At 38.6% G+C, this 21,113-nt stretch carries 22 protein-coding genes and 1 pseudogene; all 23 read right to left on the bottom strand.

Going from position 1 to position 21,113, the window contains the following annotated elements; genetic code table 11:
* Positions 1-51: 51 nt before the first annotated feature.
* The 23 genes and pseudogenes from HDC90_RS21770 to HDC90_RS21660 all read right to left on the bottom strand — a co-directional run bounded on the left by HDC90_RS21770 (position 52) and on the right by HDC90_RS21660 (position 21,047).
* Positions 52-1,056 (bottom strand): hypothetical protein, encoded by a 1,005-nt coding sequence (locus HDC90_RS21770; RefSeq protein ID WP_184470190.1) that lies wholly within the window; start codon positions 1,054-1,056, stop codon positions 52-54.
* 8 nt (positions 1,057-1,064) lie between these two features.
* Positions 1,065-1,736: a hypothetical protein gene (locus tag HDC90_RS21765; protein WP_184470188.1), complete on the bottom strand. Its 672-nt coding sequence runs from the start codon at positions 1,734-1,736 to the stop codon at positions 1,065-1,067.
* A gap of 121 nt (positions 1,737-1,857) precedes the next feature.
* Positions 1,858-2,622 carry a hypothetical protein gene (locus HDC90_RS21760; RefSeq protein ID WP_184470186.1) on the bottom strand — a complete coding sequence of 255 codons (765 nt, stop codon included), beginning with the start codon at positions 2,620-2,622 and terminating at the stop codon, positions 1,858-1,860.
* Position 2,623: 1 nt separating this feature from the next.
* Positions 2,624-3,598 (bottom strand): tail fiber protein, encoded by a 975-nt coding sequence (locus HDC90_RS21755; protein ID WP_184470184.1) that lies wholly within the window; start codon positions 3,596-3,598, stop codon positions 2,624-2,626.
* A gap of 1 nt (position 3,599) precedes the next feature.
* A complete protein-coding gene (locus HDC90_RS21750) occupies positions 3,600-4,532 on the bottom strand; it encodes a tail fiber protein (RefSeq protein ID WP_184470182.1) in 933 nt (310 codons plus the stop codon).
* Positions 4,533-5,459 carry a hypothetical protein gene (locus HDC90_RS21745; RefSeq protein ID WP_184470180.1) on the bottom strand — a complete coding sequence of 309 codons (927 nt, stop codon included), beginning with the start codon at positions 5,457-5,459 and terminating at the stop codon, positions 4,533-4,535.
* Between the two features lie 3 nt (positions 5,460-5,462).
* Positions 5,463-6,311 (bottom strand): hypothetical protein, encoded by an 849-nt coding sequence (locus HDC90_RS21740; RefSeq protein WP_184470178.1) that lies wholly within the window; start codon positions 6,309-6,311, stop codon positions 5,463-5,465.
* Positions 6,292-7,290 (bottom strand): hypothetical protein, encoded by a 999-nt coding sequence (locus HDC90_RS21735; protein WP_184470176.1) that lies wholly within the window; start codon positions 7,288-7,290, stop codon positions 6,292-6,294. Before HDC90_RS21735 ends, HDC90_RS21740 begins: the two co-directional genes overlap by 20 nt.
* Complete coding sequence (locus HDC90_RS21730) at positions 7,290-8,195, bottom strand: hypothetical protein (RefSeq protein ID WP_184470174.1); 906 nt, start codon at positions 8,193-8,195, stop codon at positions 7,290-7,292. The genes HDC90_RS21735 and HDC90_RS21730 overlap by 1 nt, the downstream gene beginning before the upstream one ends.
* 160 nt (positions 8,196-8,355) lie before the next feature.
* Positions 8,356-9,207, bottom strand: coding sequence for a tail fiber protein (locus HDC90_RS21725; RefSeq protein WP_255497799.1), 852 nt, complete (start codon positions 9,205-9,207; stop codon positions 8,356-8,358).
* 14 nt (positions 9,208-9,221) lie between these two features.
* Complete coding sequence (locus tag HDC90_RS21720) at positions 9,222-9,860, bottom strand: toxin-antitoxin system YwqK family antitoxin (RefSeq protein WP_184470172.1); 639 nt, start codon at positions 9,858-9,860, stop codon at positions 9,222-9,224.
* The gene (locus HDC90_RS21715; RefSeq protein WP_184470170.1) at positions 9,857-10,345 is read right to left on the bottom strand and encodes a hypothetical protein; all 489 of its coding nucleotides are present in this window, start codon (positions 10,343-10,345) and stop codon (positions 9,857-9,859) included. Before HDC90_RS21715 ends, HDC90_RS21720 begins: the two co-directional genes overlap by 4 nt.
* Positions 10,346-10,347: 2 nt before the next feature.
* Positions 10,348-11,292, bottom strand: coding sequence for a hypothetical protein (locus HDC90_RS21710; protein ID WP_184470168.1), 945 nt, complete (start codon positions 11,290-11,292; stop codon positions 10,348-10,350).
* Between the two features lie 3 nt (positions 11,293-11,295).
* Positions 11,296-12,135 (bottom strand): LytTR family DNA-binding domain-containing protein, encoded by an 840-nt coding sequence (locus HDC90_RS21705; RefSeq protein WP_184470166.1) that lies wholly within the window; start codon positions 12,133-12,135, stop codon positions 11,296-11,298.
* Positions 12,136-12,538: 403 nt separating this feature from the next.
* Positions 12,539-12,760, bottom strand: coding sequence for a hypothetical protein (locus HDC90_RS21700; RefSeq protein ID WP_184470164.1), 222 nt, complete (start codon positions 12,758-12,760; stop codon positions 12,539-12,541).
* A 485-nt stretch (positions 12,761-13,245) separates the two neighbouring features.
* Positions 13,246-13,602 (bottom strand): hypothetical protein, encoded by a 357-nt coding sequence (locus tag HDC90_RS21695; protein ID WP_184470162.1) that lies wholly within the window; start codon positions 13,600-13,602, stop codon positions 13,246-13,248.
* A gap of 13 nt (positions 13,603-13,615) precedes the next feature.
* Positions 13,616-14,188, bottom strand: a complete 573-nt coding sequence (locus tag HDC90_RS21690) for a hypothetical protein (RefSeq protein ID WP_184470159.1) — start codon at positions 14,186-14,188, stop codon at positions 13,616-13,618.
* A 117-nt stretch (positions 14,189-14,305) separates the two neighbouring features.
* Positions 14,306-14,461 (bottom strand): annotated as a pseudogene (locus HDC90_RS21685) (RHS repeat-associated core domain-containing protein); the annotation flags it as partial.
* A gap of 1,030 nt (positions 14,462-15,491) precedes the next feature.
* Positions 15,492-15,686 carry a hypothetical protein gene (locus HDC90_RS21680; RefSeq protein WP_184470157.1) on the bottom strand — a complete coding sequence of 65 codons (195 nt, stop codon included), beginning with the start codon at positions 15,684-15,686 and terminating at the stop codon, positions 15,492-15,494.
* Positions 15,687-15,689: 3 nt separating this feature from the next.
* Entirely contained in the window at positions 15,690-17,051 is a 1,362-nt protein-coding gene (locus tag HDC90_RS21675; RefSeq protein ID WP_184470154.1) for an RHS repeat domain-containing protein, read from the bottom strand.
* A gap of 1,045 nt (positions 17,052-18,096) precedes the next feature.
* Positions 18,097-19,464, bottom strand: coding sequence for an RHS repeat domain-containing protein (locus tag HDC90_RS21670; protein WP_255497798.1), 1,368 nt, complete (start codon positions 19,462-19,464; stop codon positions 18,097-18,099).
* Positions 19,465-19,664: 200 nt separating this feature from the next.
* Positions 19,665-20,168, bottom strand: a complete 504-nt coding sequence (locus tag HDC90_RS21665; protein ID WP_184470152.1) for a hypothetical protein — start codon at positions 20,166-20,168, stop codon at positions 19,665-19,667.
* Between the two features lie 156 nt (positions 20,169-20,324).
* Positions 20,325-21,047, bottom strand: coding sequence for an RHS repeat-associated core domain-containing protein (locus HDC90_RS21660; RefSeq protein WP_255497804.1), 723 nt, complete (start codon positions 21,045-21,047; stop codon positions 20,325-20,327).
* Between the last annotated feature and the right edge of the window lie 66 nt (positions 21,048-21,113).

Here is a 21,113-nt window from a genome sequence, read left to right as displayed (position 1 = left end):
TTGTTGATAATTGGTTATTAAAAAAACTGAAAACTGCCAACTGAAAACTGTTTACTGTTTAACTTTCTTCTTCAATTCATCTATTTCTTTTTGTTGGCTGATCATGTACAGAGTAAGCTCTTCTATCTTTTCGAGCAGTTTTTTATTCATTTCTCCAAGTTCAATGCCATTCTTTTCGGCTTCTTTTGCCGAAGGAAGACCCGGCAGGTGTTTATTAACCGAAATATATTTTTCAAGTTCACCTAGACTAAGTTTACGATAGTCTGTAGCGAAAACATAATCAGGCCAGCCCTGCATATTTACCTTAATTTCCTTTGCTTTAATTGTTCCATTGACCGCAAGTTTCTCAGAAGGCGTGGAAGTACCAATACCTACATTTTTGGTTACAGCATTAATATGAAAAAGATAATCTGACTGCACATTTCCAACATGGTTAGAAATTGAAAAATCATTCCCAGTATTAGCATTATAGCCAACTGCCCAATTGCCATCATAATTATTAGTTAATGGATCTAATCTTGCTATCCTCAATCCGCCCCATCCTGAAGGTTTTACCACCAAAACTCCCTCAGCCCATGCGGCATCTTTAGCAAAAATTTTTAAATTATCCTCCATCAGAGATCCACCAGCAACATGCAAAAGGCTTTGAGGATTTTCGGTACCTAAACCAATGTTCCCATTATCTAAAATCGTTAATCTGGATTGATACAAACTACCATTATAATTACCGATACTCAACCTCCCTACAGTACTGCCGGATGGCGCTTTCGGAAAATAAATACTGTGTTCATATGAATGCCCGCCCATATCTGTCCCAAGCCCCATCCAAGCACTAGGGTCTTCCCCCAAACCATAAATCTGCAATCTTGGCGTCCCCGTATACCCTCCACCAATCATAATCGCAGGAGCAGAAGATTCCTTTTGAACTTGTAACCGAATAACAGGAGAATTTGTTCCAATGCCAACATTACCTGTTATAGGAAAAGTATTCTGGGCAATACATACAGTACTTAGGCATAATGTACCAACAGCGAATAATATTTGAAATTTCATCATCAGTGTGCTTATTTTTTTATTTTTTGCTCCATTTCGTCCATCCTCTTCAATATGCCTTCAATTGTTTTATCCTTTTCAATCAGATGCAGGGTTAGTTCTTCGATTTTTTGCAGCAACAGTTTGTTCATTTCCCCTAGTTCAATCCCGTTTTTCTCCACTTCTTGTGCGCTTGGAATACCCGGAAGATGTTTATTTGCTTTAATGTAACGGTCTAAATCTGATAGAGAGGAGATTTTATAATCCTTTTGGAATACATAATCAGGCCAGCCTGTTGCTTCCACTTTAACTTCTTTGGCGCGGATATTGCCATTAACGGCCAGGCGTTCAGCACCGAAAGTTTCTGTGCCAATACCCACCTTTCCATCTGCGCCCACAACCATATGCGCGTAATATTGGCCATCCTGCCAGTTATGAGATCCCACAAGAAAACGATCATCACCGCTACCATAATTATCGCCAATATTTACCCTCAGATCGCTAATATCTGCCCCTCTGTTAAAACGATAAATAGATAACTCATCTCCATTAAAGCTTGCTCCATTAAAATACACCCTATTCCCTGGTCCAGTCAATGCTGTCCCCTCGACACCTATAGATAAATCACCATTGATGGTCTGACTTTGCGCCTGAACCACTATAGATGAACAGGCTAAAATGAGTGCTAAATAGATTTTTTTCATGTTTTTTATTGCTGATTATTTTTTTTCAATTGATCGAGTTGTTTTTGCTGGTCTAAATTTTCTTTTTTCAACTCAATTACATAAAGCGTTAATTCTTCTATTTTTTGAAGTAAAAGTTTGTTCATTCGCCGAGCGCTACTCCATTTTCCTTTACTTCTTTGGCCGCCGGCATATCAGGCAAATGTTTGTTTGCTTTGATATAACTTTCCAACTCTTCTAACTTTCCAACCCTGTAACCCTCGTCAAAAACATAATCGGGCCAGTTGGTGGCTTCTACTTTGATTTCTTTAGCGCGTATTTTGCCATTTACTGACAATCTTTCGGTGGGATTAGTTGTACCAATACCCACATTGCCATAAGCATCAATTCTTAATTTTTCTTCATTCGCATTAGTGCTGAAACTAATAAATCCTCCTGTCATATCTCCACCTCTATGGAAATTGATAGAACTGTTTGTTTGACCGTAAAAGTTATGTACAATGGAAAAGCTTTTCCCTCCTAAGGCATTGGTATTATGTCCTTGTGTGCCCAAAAAAGTCCCACTTCCAACATCGTCACCCTCAGGTAATCTTCCTAATACCGCACCTAATGCTCCGTCGGGAATTGGCTTGGTAATGTCAAAAACAGCACGTGGAGCAGAATGCCCAACACTTACATTTGCAGCTTCAATAAATAAGTTATCATAGCCGGTTGTTATATCATAAGCACCAATCCTTGCATAGCCAGGGGTACCACCAGCAAAAGCATATTTGTTTGGATTTGCCTCTGATCTGAATTGGATTTCCTTATTTGTTGTCGTCCCCCTATCGGTAACTGACTGTAAAGTTTCTTGAGCAAAGCTGTTTATGCATAGAACAGCAAAACATAATGTTGCTATTGTTTTCATATTAATCTTTAAGTTTATTTTTAGATTCCTCGATTGTTTTTAACTGTTTCGCAAAAGCCTTAAGCATTTCTGCCTGCAATTTTAACTGTTCTGTTAGCTGTGTAATATTTTTATCTTTCTCTATTAGGTGCAGGGTGAGTTCTTCAACCTTTTGCAACAGTTTAATATTCAATTCTCCCAGATTTATACCATTTTCGATCATCTGCTTTGCAGTCTGAATATCAGGTAGGTGCTTGTTGGTTTTCACAAATTTTTCAAGTTCTGCTAAGTCCGGAAGTTTATAATCAGCCTCAAATACAAAATCTGCACCTGCGTTAATAGAAACCTTTATTTCGCGGGCGCCAATGTTTCCAGCTACTGTAAGCTTATCCTGTGGGTTAGATGTACCAATACCAACGTTTCCATTCCAGGCCAATCTTATTTTTTCTGTTTGGCCAGAATAAAAAGATAAAGCGGTTTTATTGCTATGCAAATCCTCTGCCACGCTAGCTATACCTGCCCATTTATCTTCACCTATGTATCCTGAATAAAACTTTATCCCGTTAATATCACCAGGACTAAAGGCATTGGCCCGTAAACTTAATGGCCAACCATTGCCTGATGTTTGTACTTCAAGCTTCGAAGTCGGGGTAAGGGTACCCAAGCCTAAGTTCCCGCCCGATAACACCATATAAGTTTGGCTCGCATCTCCCCACATCTGTGTTCCGCTATAAGGATTTCGCTCCCACCAGGTGCGCGTATCTACTTGCGGATTCCAGAATGATACATCAACAGCAATTCCATCGTGTACGGATGCTGTGTACCAACTATCTCCATCGTTGTTACGTAAAAGCCATGTTTTATGCATCACGTTGTTTGTGGTTGTACCACCTGATGAAGATATCTCAAAAGCATTTCCCTTAACATTTCCCAATTGTGCTTTTACCTGATTTAGAACACTTCCAATTAATATAGATACGAGTAATATTTTTTTCATTTTATGGCTTTTTAAGTTCAATTTTATCTATTCGTTCAATCATTTTTTTAATGGCGGTGTCTTGTTCCACCTGTTTTGCTTTCAGTTGGGTATTTTCGAGTTCTACTTTTTTAAGGGCTTTATCTTTATCTATTAAATGCAATGTTAATTCCTCTATCTTCTGTTGTTGCAATCTTACCATCTCTCCTAATTCCAATCCATTAGTGGCAATTTCTCTAGCAGCCGGCATATCGGGCAAGTGTTTATTCGCTTTAATATAACTTTCCAACTCTTCTAACTTTCCAACCTTGTAACCCTCCTCAAAAACATAATCGGGCCAGTTGGTGGCTTCTACTTTAATTTCTTTAGCACGGATTTTGCCGTTTACGGAGAGTTTTTCATTTGGGGTATCCGTACCAATACCAATATTGCCATTGGCTTTGATTAATAATGCAGTTGCGGGGCTGGCATCATTTACCGATACTTTAAACGCCAGTCCGGAAGCTTGTCCGAAACCTCCGCTCCCATCTTCATATAAATAAATGCCAGCATGGCCAGAAGTACCATTTACCGCCTGCGTACCCGAAATTAATGGATACTCGCTATTACTCCCGGCGCGTAAAGTTTTAATAAATACACTGCCATCCTGAAGATGCAACTTCGATTCGGGATTTAATGTGCCTATTCCGACTTTGCCACTTCCATCAATAATCATTCGTGCCTCTCCCCAGGTAAAAAGCTTAATTCCTGCAAAGCCCGACATATACATATAAGGCGGGATGCTCATCGCTTCGCTATACCAACCTAAACCATAATGAGCTACCGGTTTTCCTAAATAGTTAAACCGATCGACGGCGTCCATTGCTACTGCCGGACCATTGCCACCGGCATCAAAAGTTTGTGCCTTAGCAAGCACACCAACAGAAAGCATTGCGATTAATACCAACCTTTTCATTTATTTCCCTTTTTTAATTGCATTAATCTGAATTTTAAGCAGTTTGATCTGCTTACCTTGCAGTAAAAGCTTTTCATTTTGAGTGTCGATAGCCTTATTCTGCTCAATCAGGTATAAGGTAAGTTCTTCTATTTTTTGCTGTTGGAGTTTGAGCATTTCACTTACTGCTATTCCATTCGTTTCCACCTCTTTTGCAGCCGGCATATCAGGCAAGTGTTTATTCGCTTTAATATAACTTTCCAACTCTTGTAAATTTCCAACCTTGTAACCCTCCTCAAAAACATAATCGGGCCAGTTGGTGGCTTCTACTTTAATTTCGTGTGCCCTGATTTTACCATTTACCGATAGTTTTTCGCGGGGAGTGGTAGTCCCAATGCCTACATCGCCATTGCCCGAAATGGTTAATTCATTTGAATAAAGGCCTGGAAGGCTTGATGGTACAAGCTGAACATAATCAAGATACACATCGGTTACTCCAGGCTGAAAATTCATTCCCCTCATTTCCAAATTGGTAATTCCGTGCGGGATAGATACGGGGATGGTAATCAGCTGCCATTCGTTATTCGCTCTGAACATATTTGGCTTGATCCAAATAGCTCCATGTGTTACATAACCAAACTGACTTACAATATCAAGCATGAAAAGGTTAGCGGCTGAGCCATTTGAGGCTACTTTTATTCTTGCTTGAAAAAGATAATTACCCGCGGTAACCGATACATAAGGGCCTGCCCAGATGGTCCCACCTGGAGCGCCAGCAGGCCTGAACATACAAGTCCCCCCGTTCGCATTCCCATCATTAATCATGGTCGTACCTTCAATTACGTTAAGTCCGTTACTTTCATCGTAGAAAAGGGGTGATATTGTACCCTGAGAAAAACAGTTGCAAAAAATAAAGGCAAATGTTAAGGTTAAAAGGAGTTGTCTCATTTGTTATTTATTTTTCTTTTTGTTTTCCAAAACATCTACTCTATTGATCAGTGAGTTGATTTGTTTATCTTTTTCAATCAAGTGTATGGTAAGTTCTTCTATCTTCTTTAGCAGAAGCTTATTCATTGCGCCTAATTCTACTCCATTCGATTCAACTTCTTTGGCTATGGGTATTTCGGGTAAGTGCCTGTTGGCCTTAATATAACTTTCCAATTCTTCTAATGTTCCTGTCTGATGTCCTTCTTCAAAAACATAATCGGGCCAATTGGTAGCATCTACTTTGATTTCACGGGCACGGATCTTGCCATTTACCGCTAGCCTTTCACTTGGTGTAACGGTGCCCATGCCGATATTACCATTGTTTACCACTAACCAGTCGTTCATAAAACTGAGTTCCGGGCGACCGGAGAAAGAAGGTGAAAACTTAATTAATTGTTCTTCCTGATCTATGTTATTGGTGGCGACTATATCCAGATCTATGGCATTACCTCTATCTGTCGTTTTAAACTTCCAGCGGTAAATATTTTCGTAGTTCGCCGATAAGATGAGGTTTGTTGCTGAAGGGGAGTTACCGTAAATGTGGAGTTCGTTATTGTTAAAAGAATTGGTGTTGATACCTATTCCTGGCACACTGAATGCACCGGATGAGATCAATCTGTTTCCAAAAACACCAAACCTTAAAGAAAAATCCTCTGTACCATTATCACTTTCATGGAAATCGATATATTTCCCCAATTCTGTCACACCATCACCACCAATATATACCGGCTTATTCCAGTTCTGTGCACCTGCACTTGTAAAAGCTAAACATAAAACCAGTACAGCTATAATTTTATCTATTCCGTTTTTCATCTTTTTTTAATTTTAATTCAATTTCATTTAAATGATTCTGCTGTTGTTTTAATAAGGTTTTTAGTTCATCTATCTCTTTGTTGCGTACAACAGTTCTATTGTGTTCTTCAATCAGATGAAGAGTAAGTTCTTCAACCTTTTGCAGCAGTTTGATATTCAGTTCTCCAAGATTTACACCGTTTTCGACCATTTGTTTAGCAGTTGGAATTTCGGGCAGGTGTTTGTTGCTTTTTACGAACTTCTCCAGTTCAGTTAAATCGGTGAGTTGGTAATCAGGTTCGAATACAAAATCGGCTCCTGCATTAGTAGAAACTTTAATTTCCCGTGCACCGATTTTACCAGCAACAGTAAGGGCATCAGTTAGATTTGCTGTACCGATACCCACATTTCCGTTTGCACCCGAAATAACCAATGAATTATTCGTCACTAAAGTACCATCTCCATTATACACCTGGATGTGCAGATTTTGATCTCCCCCACCATTATTAATCTGAAAGGCCTTACCCGAAGGATCGAATATGGCTCCTGTGCCCGACTCTCTGTTAAAAGCCAAAGTACCGAAATATGGACTGGCACCGGGATTAATACTTACGCCTGTGGAAGCCGATCTTATAGTTAAAGTAGAGTTTGGGTTACTTGTACCTATACCTACATTCCCATTAGTCTCTAACAGAACTTTCGACCAATTTTGTGATGCATAATTATTCGTTTTCCTGAAATATAATTCCTGATTAAAAAAACTACCTGCAAACTGCATGGCGAAATTATTAACCGTGTTGCTATGGCGAACATCTAATAAATGCCACCAGCTACTTGCTCCTGCCGGGTAATTTACCGGAGCGGAGGTTTCAAAAAAGCCGGATACGGCTCCGGCATCACCTTGCAAACCAGCATTATCTCTTGTAGCGGTTTGTGCATTTACCAATAATGAACAAATGCTGAATAAAACGAGGGCTGATAATTTGATGGTATTTCTCATTATTTTATTTTCTTTAAAATTTCCTGAATGGTTTTTTCTTGTTGGGTGAGTTTACTTTCCAACTGAATAACTTTATTTTCTTGATTTCGAAGCTGCTTTTCTTTTTCGATGAGGTGTAGAGCAAGCTCTTCTATCTTTCTCTGCTGCATTTTTACCATTTCGCCCAATTGTAAACCTTGGGTATCAATCTCTTTGGCCGATGGCATATCAGGCAGGTGCTTGTTGGTTTTGATATAACTTTCCAACTCTTGCAACGTTCCAACCGTATAACCTTCTTCAAAAACATAATCAGGCCAGTTGGTGGCTTCTACTTTAATTTCGTGTGCCCTGATTTTACCATTTACCGATAGTTTTTCGCGGGGTGTACTTGTTCCAATTCCAACATTACCATTTTGCAAAAAACTAAAAACATAGGGGTTATTCGTATCGGAAAAATTCCCTGTATGCCCGCCAAAGCCGTTATCCATTGCCAATAACTTAAACACTCCGTTACTCGTTCCCATTTTAAAGGATGAGATACCTGGTTGATGAAAGGTGATAACTGGCTGGTTAGCTCTAATTTCGAGCAACTCTTCAGGTGTACTTGTTCCGATCCCGAGGTTACCCATCAGATAACTTCTTCCGCCTATTTCTGTTGAAAGTGAAACATTAGGTGTTTGAGGCGCAGCCCATACTGAGAAATTAAAGGCATTCCCCGTATTACTAATGCGCGAGGCGCTCAAATTAGACCACCACATGATGCTACTGTCGTGCCTTGTTCCTCCAGCAGCATCACTACCGATAACCACATCGGCCGCATAGGGGTTGGAGGCATCTATAACATTGTTTCCTGTGGTTACCACCTGTGGCTGAGCCATTACAATGCCTGCTGAGCATAGCAGTATGGAGAGTAAGAAAATTTTCATTGGTTTGGTTTGGATTAAAATTTTAAAAAGAGCAGTATTATTTTTTGTTTTTTAGCTGTTTGATATAAGCATCCTGAGTTTCTACTTTTTTACTTAATTCGATGAGATGCAGCGTTAATTCTTCTATCTTTTTCTGCTGCATTTTCACCATTTCGCCCAATTATAAACCCTGGTTATCAATCTCTTTGGCCGATGGCATATCGGGAAGATGTTTATTGGTTTTGATATAACTTTCTAACTCTTGCAATGTTCCAACCTTATAACCCTCCTCAAAAACATAATCGGGCCAGTTGGTAGCTTCTACTTTGATTTCTTTAGCTCTAATATTACCCTTTACAGAAAGTTTTTCTTGTGGAGTCGAAATTCCTATACCTACATTTCCTCCTGCAGTTACGATAAATCTCTGGTTGCCAAAACCACTACCGTAAACACCATCCCCCCCATCTTCCCATATTCCAAAGCTTGTTGCTCCCTTGCCGCCACCAATAGACCATTGCTTTGATTTATTCCTATAGCTGAACAATAACTTTGCATCATCATTGCCATTTGTAGCATCTGTTGCTAATGTTAATACATTTCCCCAAGCTTGATCGCCACGTAGATGAAAAACGCCTGCAGAACTTTCATTAATTGCTGGTGGCATTACTTCCAACCTTGTGGATGGTGATGAAGTCCCTATACCAACATTACCATTTGTTTCTAAAAGAACTTTCGACCAAGGCTGACCGGCATTATTATTCGTCTTTCGGAAATATAATTCCTGGTTAAAAAAACTACCCGCAAACTGCATGGCGTAATTATTAGCTGTATTACTATGGCGAACATCTAATAAATGCCACCAGCCATTTGATCCGGCCGGATAGTTAACGGGATTAACGGTTTCAAAAAAGCCGGATACGGCTCCTGCATCACCTTGCAAACCAGCATTATTTCTTGTAGCGGTTTGTGCATTTACCAATAATGAACTAATGCTGAATAAAACGAGGGCTGATAATTTGATGGTATTTTTCATTATTTAAAGTATTTTTAGTTATTGGATTTGACTCCATTTTTACTAAGTTTCTTATCTTTTTTAAAAATGGATTTTAACCAACGGGTAATTTTAACTGCTTTGCTGGGTTTGTAAGCCATAACCTTACCTTTCTTATATAGAATTACCTGGATACTATCTGCACTAACACGCTTTTCCAATTTCCCGTTTAATTGTCCGTTGCGATAGATTCCCCTTTCTAATAATATCCCTTCATTATCGTATTTCTCAAATCTGCCATTGGCTTTTCCATTAGCATAATTCACAATCGAATCTAAAACGCCATCCTCTCCCCAGCTTTTCCATTTTCCGATCTTAAGTCCCATATCAAAAACACCCTGGGTTTTAAGTCCTTTGGTATCGTAAAATTCATTGTATGCCCCGTCAAGCAGTTTACCACTATAACCACCCTGGGTATAACGGATCTGGTTGCCACTAAACCAGGCATATTTCCGGTCTGATTTGATGTTACCCGCTCCTATTTCTGGCCTTTGCACATAAAAAACAGCTTTGTAATGGTCGTAATTAACCGTATGGGTATAATTATCTACATTAAAATAAGAATTTATGCGTTGTGCATCAGCCTTAAAAAACAGCAGGCACAACAGGAACATGGTGATGTAAACTGATTTCATTGTTTTATTGATAAAAATTTTGTTGCATTCTGGTATTCGACTTTTATCGAGTCGCCAACCCTTTTTATAAATTTTAAGCCATTTGAGCGTTCACCCTCACTAAGCATTACTTCTTTACCGTTTACACTAATGATGGCTACGTGTTTTTTTTCTGTAGGATTATAAATCTGTCCGCTGTAAATAATTCCGGTCCAGTTTACCTGTGTTTTTATTGGTATTGGCGCTGAAGGCAAAACAGGGGCAGCTGATTTAACAATAGGTTCAGGTTCTGAATTGGCCAAAGCAAAAGGATCAGCATAGCTCATTTCTAATATCACCTGATCTTTTGCATGATCGGTCATATTAAAATAAGGTTCTTTAATTGTTCTCGAATTAACTGGTATATTATCTTCTGCAGCCAATCCGGCAAAAACCCTATAAAAAATAATGCCCCATACACCTGCAACACAGCAAATTAGGATATAGGTAGTTTTTTTACTTTTCATACTTATTGTACGGTAAAAGTTCTGATCTCGCTATAGGCACCAGCGTTTCCAGCTTTATCAAAAGCCCTTACCCTCCATGCAATGGTTTCTCCAGGATTACCGGCATCAAATACGTGTTCGGTCGAAGTCACCATCTGTGGATAACTCTTACTATAGGGCGTCTGCTCATCACTTTGGTATACCGATATCTCATAGCGTTCTGCATCAGCAAGTCTATTCCAGGTTAGTCTTACCGGCCGCGATACGCTTTGCTTATTCAGTGGTGTATTTAGCAGCACCCGATCAGGGCCTGTAGCATCGTAGGTAAAGCTTCTTACGGTACTCCATTTCGAATTCTCTGTACTGTTTTCTGCCCTTACACGGAATTGGTAGGTTCCTTCCTTAGTAAGTGTTTGTAAAAAGCCCAGGTTATCTGTGGTAACGTTAAGTGTCATGTTATTTTCGTCGAGAAAATTATTGTTATCTACCTGTAACCTATACACCGTAGCACCAAAGAGCTTAAGCCATTCGTACCTGACGTCTGGTTTAGACGAGTAAAGCCCATTTGCCGGCCCCGTAAGCTGTATGCTCTGATCTTTAAGACTGGATGGAAATATTTGGAGTGAACGGGTATTGTAACTACTTGCGCTACTGCCGTTTTCGCCCCTCACACGCCATTCATATTTGCCAGGATCCATCGTGTACACAAATTTTTCAGTCCTGATCAGGGTATCCAAAACCAGTTTACTTACACTGTCAAATTTTGGCGAAACAATCTGTAACCTGTAAAACAGTGCATCGGCCATTGGATTCCACCAAAAAGTTTGTTGATAGCTATTGGTTTCCAATTTATTTGCAGGAGCCAGTACATCTATATTTCTGTTTTCAATAGATGGCTCAATAAATTCGCTACAGCCTGCCAGCAATAGCAAAATGCTTCCCATTAAAAGATTTATATTTTTTCTCATATTTTAAAACTGTATGTTAAATTCGCCTATGGCCTTGGCTTTTATTAGCACTCCTCCAAAGGTAATTAAAGCCACCGCTAACCTGGAATAAGAAAAGATTTGGACACCAACCTTTTTTTTAATCATTTTTTGCGCTTTTTTTTCAAAAAAAGCTTTCCGGTATGTGCTCCCTATCAGGAGTTTATTGGTTTCATCGCCATTCAGCATTACCGTATTCCCCTCTATAGCGGTAATTTTTTCATCGTTAATGATGTAAGATTTATGTATCCTGCTAAAACAATTGGCAGGTAAACTATCTTCCATTTCTTTCATAGAGTTGTGGCAGGAAAAACGCTGGTCGTTTTCCATGTGAAGCACAACATAGTTCTGCATGGCCTGTATGTAGATCAGTTGATCGCATTTGATCAGGAATTCTTTCAGACCTTTGGAATCTGCTTTGATAAAAAAAGAATCTACCACCTGCTGCTTCCTAGGGCTGTGTATAGAATGGGCCAGTTGTGTAAGGTGATCAAATTTATTGATGCTTTTTACAAAACGGTTAAATGTAATCGGTCTGAGCAGGTAATCAAATGCCGAATGCTCAAAAGCTTCGAAAGCCATTTCCGTATTTTCTGATACCAAAACAATTGAAGAAAACTGCTTGATACGTTCCAGCCAGCCATTGCTACCGCTTAAAAATGCAACATCAACAAAAACAATATCCGGCCTGATGGAATATACTGCATCAAAGCTTTCTGGCCGCTGTACTGCGTATCCTTTTAATTGGGTAAGCGGATAGTCGCTCAAGTACATACATAAAGATTCAACGGTATGCAGTTCACCGATTACGTAACAGCTGATCATAATGTTAGGTCTAAAATGTAATATTGTTATGCCCCTTACCAGACATTGAAATTAATTATTGATTACAGCAGAAACCGACTGGTTTGTTTATGAATCTTGGGTTGGGATAATACCTGCGTTGCAGAATAAATTGAGAGAAGCATTAACAATAGACGAGTACATTTTTTTGCCATTTAACCATGTCTAATATCCTTAAAAAAATATAAAACACAAAAACAAAATGCAAAAAAAAATAAAATATTGCCCAGTTAGTTGTATTCATGCAAATACGATTAAAACATTAATTTTAAAAGCATAAAAAAACTACATTTACAAAACAAAATGCAATATTATTATTACAAAATAAAGTTAATGAAATATACAAAACCGCTCAAAAATAGCTTATAAGCTTTTTTAATTTTATTCATATCTGTTGGTGTGTTTGGAGATGTATTTTTCCAATCATCTTTCCGGTCTTTGGGTCTTTGGCAAGTTTAGCTAGCACATTTTCAAAATCAGCTTTACCGTAACTATACCCAGCGTTTCTTTTTAGTCCAGCTTGATTACCGCCATTGGTATAATTTTCTTTATTAATAGAAAGAATTAGGAACTTCTCTCCAACCTGGCTGAGCATATGTTTTAACATTGCTACCATTTTGCCATTGATCACCATCTACAAAATGAACATCGCCTCCTGGATTAGGAATTCTCGAATTTGCAATGGTTCTCAAAAGTTGGTAATCCCAGTAAGATTTGTCTCCTCTTTGATTTTCTGCAGTAACCTGCCCATTAATATAAATGGAGGCCTACCATCTTTATCAATAAAGTTAACAGGGCTGTTCACCGAGTAAACATACAGCGAAGACATTTCAAATAGCTCGGATTTGGGATCTATGACATTCCACCTACCAAAAGTACAATAACTGAAGCGCAACCGAGCTCCATAAACACAGTTAAAAAAATAAACAAGCAGTGAATAATCATTGCGTTGCAATACTTCCAACTGGTTGGTGTTTGGGACTGAAAACGCTTCTCTATTAATTGGTCCGTAGTCTCCTTAAGCTCAAGACTACGGACAGATGGCATTTCGCACACGCGACACGCGTGCGCCAGCTTAGGAGGAATAGATGGTTACTTTCTGTAAGTATCTCTGTAATCCAAGATAGATCTGTTATTACCCTTGTAAATAATCACTTCGAATGATCCTTTTTTCTTTGAAATTGAATCTTCTACTTGAATTTTAGGCTCCCATTGTCTAAAAATTTCATATTTATATCCATTCGATAATAATGCAATCTTAACATTATGATTTTGCTTGTCAAAATATAAGGACTCTACTTTTCCACTGAACCGCTCGGCAAGATCATCCTCCTTTATAAGCTCAGAGGTCGGTTTACCAAAAACAACAGGCCAAAAGAAATAGCATAACACGAGAATAGCGGGGATATAAAAAATACTATATAATATTATTTTATCTGTTCTTTTCATTACTATTTATTAGTTAATAAACCCATGTTTTACCATAGCTAAACATAACAGATGCACCAGCACCGGTTCCAGGTGACAAGCCAATTTGCTCTGTTTTATATCCGCCATTATTTCTACCAAAATTACCAGGATTCATCGCTTTCGTACCCCCTACGTGTGGATCAAGACTTCCTCCAAAACCATATCCAAAATCTACTATAGGAGTTGAGACTCCGAAATTATATGAACCAGAATTCCCTGCAAAATCTTCTTTATAAAATTGATTTGAACCAGTTGGAGTATTTTTACCTATATCTAAGTCCACACCACCACCAATACCAATATTACCATTAAAAGTAAAATAGGTAGACCACTTTCCAGTAGCATCCTTTACCACTCCTCCACCATAACCAAACCCACCAAATAATGCGCCGTTTACAGACAAACCATAGTGAGATCCAACTGTTTGTCTTGGTACAAATTCCGATCCAGCTGCATTTGTGAATATCTGATCGGAATTCTGACCTAAGGTAACACCCTCTCTAGTTATAGTTCCATCATTGTTAAGACTTATAGTAGCACCAACAGTACTTCCATCCGTTTTCATAGGAGTTATTTCTGCCTGCTCCCCAATATACTGGGAGCCACTTTGATACTCGTTAGCAGTTTTTTGATCTATAACCCTATCATCCCATAGATATTTGTTACCCTTTTTGACCTAATCCGTTCCTTCCATCCCATCAGGATCAACAAATCTAATCGGATTATTAAATCCATAATTATATGGCGAATACCTCCGCATCTTCTCTGCCAACGGATCCACCACATTCCACCTTCCAATCACCGGATCATAGAACCTTGCGCCATAATCATACTGCCTACCACAACTTTTCAGCCGTTTTTTAGGTTTTCCTACCGGATTTTTAAGCTGTTATAAAGAACGTTCCTTATCCGTAAAGTTAGTTTTTTGTTTGGCTTTTACCAACAGTGTTTCCGTTCATTTTTCCTGTTCCCTCCGGGATTTTTAGTTTTTTTTAGGCATTGAGTGCTCTGAAGTATGAACAAAAAAAGAAAAGCCAGAACCTTAGCCCTGACTTCCTTTTCAACGTTATACTTCGTCGCACACTGGTGTATTTCCTCGCAGGTTGCTCCTCAGCAGAGCCTGTTTCCGCTTTCGCCAGCGATATAAAGATAATGGCTTTTTATTTTTTCTATCGGTTCTTTTTTCAACATTCCCGGGGCATCATCTCTTCCCTCAAAGGGATGGAAAGAGCTTTGGTTTCGTGTGTTGGCTGGTGCGGCTCTTTCTATCCCTGAGAGGTTGGGCGGGTGCAATATCCCTGCTACGAAGTTCTACCGTTGTTCCCCCGACCAGTCTACCACTGAACCATTTTACCATTATCAATCTCTGCCTTGCTGCCGCAGGCTTCGCCGATGACTGACCGGAGGGAGACGGCGGTGCGGTGGCCAGGCGTCGGGAAGAGCGGCTATTTAACATAACACCCATTATAATGACGGCTTTGCACTTCGACGGGCTCAGTGTGACAGGCCTGCGCAGGCGTTGGGGCAGTTTTTAGGCAGACTTTTTGTTTGGAGGCATCAAGATTACTCAGCTCGCCAAACTACATTCCCGCACCTATGGAGCTATTAAAGCTAGACTCCTCAAACTTAAACTCCTACAGAAATAACAAAGCCCAACAGTTTTTAAACTGCCGGACTTTGTCGTCTAAGTTACATTTTAGTCTTAGCGAGACGCTAAGACCAGATGGGGCTAACTTTTTCAGTGCCCTCCATTTCTGTTAGGCTCTGCTTTAATTTCCTTCTCTGCAAATATCGCGGACACAGTCCTGGGTTTTCATTTTGGATTTAAGTGACCGCTAAAAAGCGAACACTTAAACCAGGGGCGAGAATTATCTAAGTACTTTCTTGCTAACTATATTTAGTAAAATCAAAACCAATATTAGCCCACCACTACTTAGTCCAAATGCCCAATTAGTTTTTGATGGTATAATATGACCACTTGCATGTGCCATCATCCAAAAAAGCAAATCTATGATTAGCAACAAAATAACAATACTTTTTACAATCAAAAATACAACTTTCATAATCTAGTTTGTTTTAAGTTTTCCTTCAAAACCCTGTTTAGATAACAACTGCAAAAACTGCATTAATTGATTGTTAGACATTCCTGCAACATTTAAAGTGTCTCCATCTTTTAAATTTGCCTTTTTACCTTGAAGAACATCTAAAACAATAAACGCTGATCTTGTAATATCTGATGCATCCTTAGTCGAACCATACAAATCATTATAAAATTTTCCAAAAGAAGATGAATTCCATCCTAGATGATCATTAGTTTTAACACCTCCATGTGCGATTGCATCTTGCAAAGCGTGTATACCTTGCCCAAGTTTTCCCAAATCTTTTCCTCCATCAGAGCCAAAGATATTATCCCAGCCAAATTTGAGACCTCTATCAATTGCTTGTTTCTCTGTCATACCCGCATCTGCTTCAGCATCACTCATCATAGAGTGCCAATGACTATTTTTCTCCAACTGTGATTCTGCAGTTTTACTATAATCAATACCTTTCCTGTAATGATGGGTTTTAGTTTCAAAAGGATGAAGCATAAAGTCTGCAAAACCTGCTCCCGCAGGGGGATGATCAGCATATGTACTAGAATAATGAGCAATTAAATCTGCTCGCTCTTTAGAATATCCTAGCTTAATCAAAGCTTTATATGTTATGTCATAATGAACAGAGACAGCATATTTACCATCATTATCTATCATGCTAATAGGATTATTATTTCCATAGGTATATGGATTAATACTAAGTGTCTTCTCTGCCAACGGATCCACCACGTTCCATCTGCCAATAACCGGGTCATAGAACCTGGCCCCGTAATCATACTGCCCCAGCTCCTCTTGCAACTCCTTGCCATTGTAAAGATACTTGTTAAGCCCAGCTTTTGCAACAGGTTCTTTTCTCAACCCAAAGGCATAGTAATCATCACGCTGCAGTACTTCCAGTTGGTTGGTCGTCGGGTTCTGGTAAAAAGTTGCCCTTACATTGCCCAAATGATCGCTCAGATTATATTCGTAACTGTAATTACTGCCACTTCTACGGGCTAAGCCCTTTTCGGTTTGGATAAAATCAATGCTGTTATTGGTGTACTGGATACCATCAATATAATTAGTGGTAGTACCACCTGCCTGTTTTTGCAGTTTTTCACCAGCAGCATTGTAAGTATAGGTTAAATTCTGGCTTCCACTTATCGTTTGCGGCAGGTTAAGGAAGTTGTATCCCAGAGTGATGTTCTTCTGGCTATCGCTGGTGAGGTTGCCATTGGCGTCGTAGCCATAACTGCTGTTGGTAAAACCACTGATAGCTGTTAACCTGTTACCATTGTAGCCCGTATAGTTGTTCGTGCCAAAACCATCGCGGGTTAAACTGGTAATATTGCCCATTACATCGTAACTAATGGCCTCGCCCAGGTTATTGCCTGCTGCGGCATTGGTTAAGCGGTTCAGCCTATCATAAGTATAACTGATAACTGAAGGTATTGGCTGTACTGAAATAAAAAGCTTGGCACTAAGACCAAGATAAAATCATTTTTAAGCATAAGTCATCTACTAGCACTCACTAAGCATAATACAATTGCAATACTTAAAGGAATTTAATTAATCCGTAGTCTCCTTAGCCTCGATCCTAAGGCTCAACTCAAGACTACGGACAGAGGGGGAACAGAAATGATGTTGTTTATCATTATGTAGAACCCAATATTATTCTTTGTGGCATTCCTGCAGAAAGCAAATCGGCCTATTTTGAAAAAGGTGATATTCCTATCGGGCATTTTGAAAAGAATGGAATCGAATACATCGATTTACAGTTATAGTGTTGATGGGAAGGGGATTTTTGAGTGATAAAGGGGTAAACTGAGTTTAAGCTCTTGTGGATAGTAAAGAGCTAACCTTTGCGATATCCCTAATAAGAATTAAGACTGGTAGTAATAGCAAAGCGCCGCAATTTGAAATTGCAGCGCTTTGCTCTATTGGCTAAATTTTGGTTTTAGCGAGACACTAAGACCAGCTAAGACAATTACAAATTTCTAACAACATCCATATTCGTTTCAAGTTTAAAACAAACCTCATTAATTAGCCCGTAGTCTGCTATTGCTCAACCTAGCGCTCAAGACTACGGACAGTTGGGTAACTATGGCATTCCATATTCCTGTTCTTCCTAGGGCCTATTTAGTTAACAACTCATATATTATATTAAATATCCACCATACACCTGTTACCAGAAAAATTAAACCAATTGTTTTTTTTCTGTAATTGAAAAACAAAAATAATCCTAAAATCAACAATATTGGACCACTTAAATAGACTTGAATATAGGCTTGTTTTGGAAATATATCTGGTAAGGATAGATAGTAAGATATTATAGGTATGATAAAAAAAATACCTATAATATAAAAAAACCAAATGCACTGTTCCTTAATTTTTCTATTCATTAATTTAGTTGTTTTAATATATCATTCACTACGTTTTGAAGTAATTTATCATCAATTTTACCGTGTTCATTTGTGATTTTTGATACATCAATATTTCTTATTGTATTTTTATTTTTATCTCCATCCCCCTTTTTATTTCTATCCCCCCTAGATCTAATTAAAGAAGGTGTAGTTTGATAATAATTAATGTTTTTCTCAACATTTGATGATATCGTCCGATCTACATTCGACGATTCTGGTCCTGCAGCAGCGTCAACAGTAACTAAAAGATTCACATCAAGCTTTGCTTCTTTAAGCCTTTTGGTTAAGTGATTCGCTAGAACTCCTCCGTAACTATATCCCTGTATTATAATTTGACCACCTTCAACATCTTCTTGTCCTACTTTATTATAATTGGCTAATACAAAATCATAGGCGTATTGAGTGGCTTTATCTAAACTTTTAGAATCATCTAGAGAAGTCCCCCAATAGGTTGATTGAAAAGCTTGTCCCACTCCTCCTCTTTTATCTAAATGGCCCTCGCGAATTTTTTGTAATATTAATGGAGCTCCTCCACGATCACCATTTCTACTTAAATCAGCACCTCCAAAGACAACAACAACATCTCCGGGATCTCTTCCCTTTAAATCAACGAATCGGGCTGGATTATTAAAAGCATAAGAATAATTTGATATTGATTCGTATCGTTCACCATGTGGATCCACCACATTCCACCTCCCAATCACCGGATCATAGAACCTTGCGCCGTAATCATACTGCCCCAGCTCCTCTTGCAACTCCTTGCCATTGTAAAGATACTTGTTAAGCCCAGCTTTTACAACAGGTTCTTTTCTCAACCCAAAGGCATAGTAATCATCACGCTGCAGTACTTCCAGTTGGTTGGTCGTCGGGTTCTGGTAAAAAGTTGCCCTTACATTGCCCAAATGATCGCTCAGATTATATTCGTAACTGTAATTACTGCCACTTCTACGGGCTAAGCCCTCTTCGGTTTGGATAAAATCAATGCTGTTATTGGTGTACTGGATACCATCAATATAATTAGTGGTAGTACCACCTGCCTGTTTTTGCAGTTTTTCACCAGCAGCATTGTAAGTATAGGTTAAATTCTGGCTTCCACTTACCGTTTGCGGCAGGTTAAGGAAGTTGTATCCCAGAGTGATGTTCTTCTGGCTATCGCTGGTGAGGTTGCCATTGGCGTCGTAGCCATAACTGCTGTTGGTAAAACCACTGATAGCTGTTAACCTGTTACCATTGTAGCCCGTATAGTTGTTCGTGCCAAAACCATCGCGGGTTAAACTGGTAATATTGCCCATTACATCATAGCTAATGGCCTCGCCCAGGTTATTTCCTGCTGAGGCGTTGGTCAAGCGGTTCAGCCTGTCGTAGGTATAACTGAAGGTATTGGCGTACCGTAAGAAAATAAAAAGCCTGGCACCAAGGCCAGGCTAAAGAATAAAATTATTTTTAAGTATCAATCCTCAACTCGCGTTCAATATTAATGAATCCGTAGTCTCCCTACCCTAAATCCAAAGGCTCAAGACTACGGACAGTGGTGAATATGTAATCGTTACATATCAATAGCTCCTTTATTTTCCTTAAGATGAATATCGAAACTTCCTATTGATTCAGAATTAATAATGTTATCATAATTTATTGTCATCGAAAATTTAAAATTTTTATCAACTATGAAGCAGGTTTTACTATAACCATATTTTGCAATATTTAAACAAAATTTTTCAACAAAATTCGATTTAGCAAGATACATTCCACAAATATCATAATCATCGGAAAACATGTAGCACTCTGCAAGAGTATCACTACCACTAAATGCTATTGATAATAATTTAGAATCTATCGGATCTCTACTATCGGTTAATATTTCAGTTTTCTCTTTGATTGGTGGAAAAATTTGTTTAATGCTAGCTATTATTTTATCTGAAGTTTCCAAGTCAACATATTTGATATCTTTCTCGGCAAAGCCCGCATCCAGAAATATTTGTTTATACCTATTGTAAACCTTTTTACCTTTATTTTTTCTTATTAAAAAATCTAATTTAGAATTACCCATCATTTAAAGTTTAAATTATAATTATTAACCTGAGATAATCACTATATTTTATATATCCTATTTTAAACACTAACAGTACATTAAATACTTAATTTTGGATTAACACCTTATCAAACGTTATTTTCAGATATCACTCAATCCTTAATTCACATTATTAGTTTATGGCTTATAATATACTTTACCTTTAGGTTGTTCCATTCTTGGCTTATTGGTTTGTGATCTACCGTTTCCACTTCGATTTAATCCATCGGGCTTTGTTGGATCTTTTTTTGTTTTACCTGCTTCCCAATGTGGTTGACCTTTATGGCTTTCGTCATTTTTAGCATCTTGAACCGTATGATTCCCATCTCTATCTAAAAGTACTGCATCTTCAGATTTTGTATCTTTATCTTTATGCAAAGGCTGACTTGTAGGAACACCTGCTTTACGCATGGCCCCACGTCGGGCTGCTCTACTGGTCGCCTCTGGATTTTCAGGAGTATCACCTTTCTTATCAGAAGATTTTGACGAATTACTACTTTTAACAACAGCCTTGCTATAATCAATACCACTTGAGGTATAATCATCTCTTTGAAGTGAATAACGGTTATTATTGATGTAATTTCTTCCATTATTGATGACAACAGCAGTAGTGATTACAGCCGCAGTCCCAACCGCTGCCTCATAAATAGAGATACCTTCAACGACTGCCCATATTATTGGACAGATCGGACAGTTCCCATCAGGATCCCTAAGGTTTACCGGATTGTTCCATCCATAAGCATATGGAGATTTATCAATTTGATTAGGATGGTCAGAAAGTGCGTCTACAACATTGAAACGCCCTATCACCGGATCATAGAACCTTGCGCCGTAATCATACTGCCTACCACAACTTTTCAGCCGTTTTTCAGGTTTTCCTACCGCATTTTTCAGCTGTTATAAAGAACGTTCCTTTTGCGTAAAGTT

The sequence above is a fragment of the Pedobacter sp. AK013 genome (assembly GCF_014205835.1).
Taxonomy (GTDB): domain Bacteria; phylum Bacteroidota; class Bacteroidia; order Sphingobacteriales; family Sphingobacteriaceae; genus Pedobacter.
This window is presented reverse-complemented; position numbering and strand designations above follow the sequence as displayed.

Bases quoted from the DNA above. Each gene is read 5' to 3' on its own strand.
- HDC90_RS21770 (WP_184470190.1), bottom strand. From the start codon at position 1,056: ATGATGAAATTTCAAATATTATTCGCTGTTGGTACATTATGCCTAAGT.
- HDC90_RS21730 (WP_184470174.1), bottom strand. From the start codon at position 8,195: ATGAAAATTTTCTTACTCTCCATACTGCTATGCTCAGCAGGCATTGTA.
- HDC90_RS21675 (WP_184470154.1), bottom strand. From the start codon at position 17,051: ATGGGCAATATTACCAGTTTAACCCGCGATGGTTTTGGCACGAACAAC.
- HDC90_RS21695 (WP_184470162.1), bottom strand. From the start codon at position 13,602: ATGAAAAGAACAGATAAAATAATATTATATAGTATTTTTTATATCCCC.
- HDC90_RS21705 (WP_184470166.1), bottom strand. From the start codon at position 12,135: ATGATCAGCTGTTACGTAATCGGTGAACTGCATACCGTTGAATCTTTA.
- HDC90_RS21735 (WP_184470176.1), bottom strand. From the start codon at position 7,290: ATGAGAAATACCATCAAATTATCAGCCCTCGTTTTATTCAGCATTTGT.
- HDC90_RS21680 (WP_184470157.1), bottom strand. From the start codon at position 15,686: ATGAAAGTTGTATTTTTGATTGTAAAAAGTATTGTTATTTTGTTGCTA.
- HDC90_RS21720 (WP_184470172.1), bottom strand. From the start codon at position 9,860: ATGAAATCAGTTTACATCACCATGTTCCTGTTGTGCCTGCTGTTTTTT.
- HDC90_RS21745 (WP_184470180.1), bottom strand. From the start codon at position 5,459: ATGAGACAACTCCTTTTAACCTTAACATTTGCCTTTATTTTTTGCAAC.
- HDC90_RS21665 (WP_184470152.1), bottom strand. From the start codon at position 20,168: ATGATGGGTAATTCTAAATTAGATTTTTTAATAAGAAAAAATAAAGGT.
- HDC90_RS21755 (WP_184470184.1), bottom strand. From the start codon at position 3,598: ATGAAAAAAATATTACTCGTATCTATATTAATTGGAAGTGTTCTAAAT.
- HDC90_RS21725 (WP_255497799.1), bottom strand. From the start codon at position 9,207: ATGAAAAATACCATCAAATTATCAGCCCTCGTTTTATTCAGCATTAGT.
- HDC90_RS21715 (WP_184470170.1), bottom strand. From the start codon at position 10,345: ATGAAAAGTAAAAAAACTACCTATATCCTAATTTGCTGTGTTGCAGGT.
- HDC90_RS21700 (WP_184470164.1), bottom strand. From the start codon at position 12,760: ATGTTAAAACATATGCTCAGCCAGGTTGGAGAGAAGTTCCTAATTCTT.
- HDC90_RS21750 (WP_184470182.1), bottom strand. From the start codon at position 4,532: ATGAAAAGGTTGGTATTAATCGCAATGCTTTCTGTTGGTGTGCTTGCT.
- HDC90_RS21740 (WP_184470178.1), bottom strand. From the start codon at position 6,311: ATGAAAAACGGAATAGATAAAATTATAGCTGTACTGGTTTTATGTTTA.
- HDC90_RS21710 (WP_184470168.1), bottom strand. From the start codon at position 11,292: ATGAGAAAAAATATAAATCTTTTAATGGGAAGCATTTTGCTATTGCTG.
- HDC90_RS21690 (WP_184470159.1), bottom strand. From the start codon at position 14,188: ATGAAAACGGATGGAAGTACTGTTGGTGCTACTATAAGTCTTAACAAT.
- HDC90_RS21760 (WP_184470186.1), bottom strand. From the start codon at position 2,622: ATGAAAACAATAGCAACATTATGTTTTGCTGTTCTATGCATAAACAGC.
- HDC90_RS21765 (WP_184470188.1), bottom strand. From the start codon at position 1,736: ATGAAAAAAATCTATTTAGCACTCATTTTAGCCTGTTCATCTATAGTG.